General features: G+C 61.7%; 1 protein-coding gene. It reads left to right on the top strand.

Translation table 11 applies throughout. From position 1 onward, the window contains the following. Nucleotides 1-164 precede the first annotated feature (164 nt). The gene (locus ACWGTO_RS33295) at nt 165-1,793 is read left to right on the top strand and encodes an IS1634 family transposase (protein WP_454578928.1); all 1,629 of its coding nucleotides are present in this window, start codon (nt 165-167) and stop codon (nt 1,791-1,793) included. The last annotated feature ends 76 nt before the right edge of the window (nt 1,794-1,869 follow it).

The following is a 1,869-nucleotide window of genomic DNA, read 5'->3' as shown; positions in this document are numbered from 1 at the left end:
CCCAACTTGAACAGTTGGAGGTGAACGGATGGCGAACACTGCCGGTTAAGCTGTTGAATTCCCTTGCCTTGAATTTCCGGTGCGAAAAATTGTGGTAACAACATTTGCGCTGTTATCCCTGCTTTGTATGGATTTAATGGCATTTATTGGCTAACAACGCTGGCATGTTTGTCGTTGAGAGAGTCGCGCGCGGCCACCGCTATCTCTACCTCGTGGAAAGTGTCCGCGACGGCAAGACCGTTCGCCAGCGCACGATAAAGGCGCTGGGCCGCAAGGATGCGCTGGTTGCCAGCGGCGAACTTGACAGATTGGCGGCCTCGATTGCGCGCCATGGCGAACGCAGCCTCATCCTGTCCGACATTGACGCGGGGCGGATTGCCTCTCGCCGCATTGGCGGTCCGCTGTTGTTCGGGCGGCTGTGGCAGCGGCTCGGGATCGGCGATGTGCTGGAAGAAGTGCTGGAAGGGCGCCAGTTCGGCTTTGCGGTGGAACGGGCGGTGTTCATTGGCACGTTGCATCGGCTGTTCGTCTCGGGCTCGGACCGCGACTGCGCGAACTGGATGGCCGATTATGGTATCGAGGGCGCCGAGGGTCTGGCGCTCCATCACTTTTACCGGGCAATGGCGTGGCTGGGCGAGGAACTCGGCGAAAAGGCGCAAGGCGCGCTGGTGGCGCGCTGCGTGAAAGACGTGATCGAGGAAAAGCTCTTCGCGCGCCGGCAGGACCTGTTCACCGACCTCAGCCTTGTGTTCATGGACACAACCTCATTGTCCTTCCAGGGCGCGGGCGGCGAGACGCTGGGCAAGCGCGGGCATTCCAAGGACTTCCGCCCCGATCTGGCGCAAATGATCCTGGCGCTGGTCGTTGATGCCGAGGGCCGGCCGATCTGCACCGAGATGGTGCCCGGCAACACCGCTGACGTGACCGTCCTGTTGCCGGTGGTCGATCGGCTGCGAACGCGCTTCGGCGTCACACGCGCCTGCGTTGTCGCCGATCGCGGCATGATCAGCGCCGATACCATCGCCGCGCTCGAAAAGCTGGGCATGGAATACATTCTGGGGGCCAGCGAACGCTCGAGCAGCGTGATCCACAACGTCGTGCTCAATGACACGGCACCGATGGTTCCGCTCGTTCTCGAGCGCCAGCGCGGTGAAACTCAGTTGTGGGTCAAGCAGGTCAAGGTCGGTAAAGACCGCTACATCGTCAGCCGCAATGACGCCGAGGCCGAGAAGGACAAGGCCGACCGCCAGGCGATCATCGCCGGCCTCGAGGCCCAGCTCAAGAAGGGCGACAAGGCACTGGTCGGCAACTCGGCCTACCGGCGTTACCTCAAGGCCAGCGGCAAGAACTTCAAGATCGATGTCGGCAAGCTTGCCGAGGAAGCCCGCTACGACGGCATCACCGTGGTGCGGACCAACGCGAAGGTGACCCCGCTCCAGGCCGTGCTGCGGTATCGCGATTTGCTCGAGGTCGAGAGCCTGTTCCGCGCCGCCAAGGCAACCTTCAATACCCGGCCGATCTTCCACCAATCCGATGCCGCCATCCGCGGGCATGTGTTCTGCTCGTTCCTGGCGCTCGTGCTCAGCAAGGAACTGCGCCGCCTCTGCCGCGCCAAAGGCCTGACGCCCGAATGGCAGCCGCTCCTACGCGATCTCGACCGCCTCCAGGAAGCCACCATCGAAAAGGATGGTCGCATCCTCACAACCAGAACTCACGTCACGGGCCAAGTGGGCAACGTCTTCAAGGCAGCTGGCATCGCTCTGCCACACAACCTCGACGAACAACTCGCCTGAGATCACCCCCAAAATGTAGTGGTAACACGCGCCGGCGCGCGCCTAACATGCTGACTTAATAACTTATTCTTACAGG

The sequence above is a fragment of the Mesorhizobium sp. PL10 genome (genome assembly GCF_053714315.1).
The sequence above is the reverse complement of the archived record's forward strand: the minus strand, read 5'-3'. Positions and strand labels throughout refer to the sequence as shown.

Excerpts from the sequence above, each read along its gene's own strand:
- ACWGTO_RS33295 (WP_454578928.1), top strand. The coding sequence starts at position 165 with ATGTTTGTCGTTGAGAGAGTCGCGCGCGGCCACCGCTATCTCTACCTC.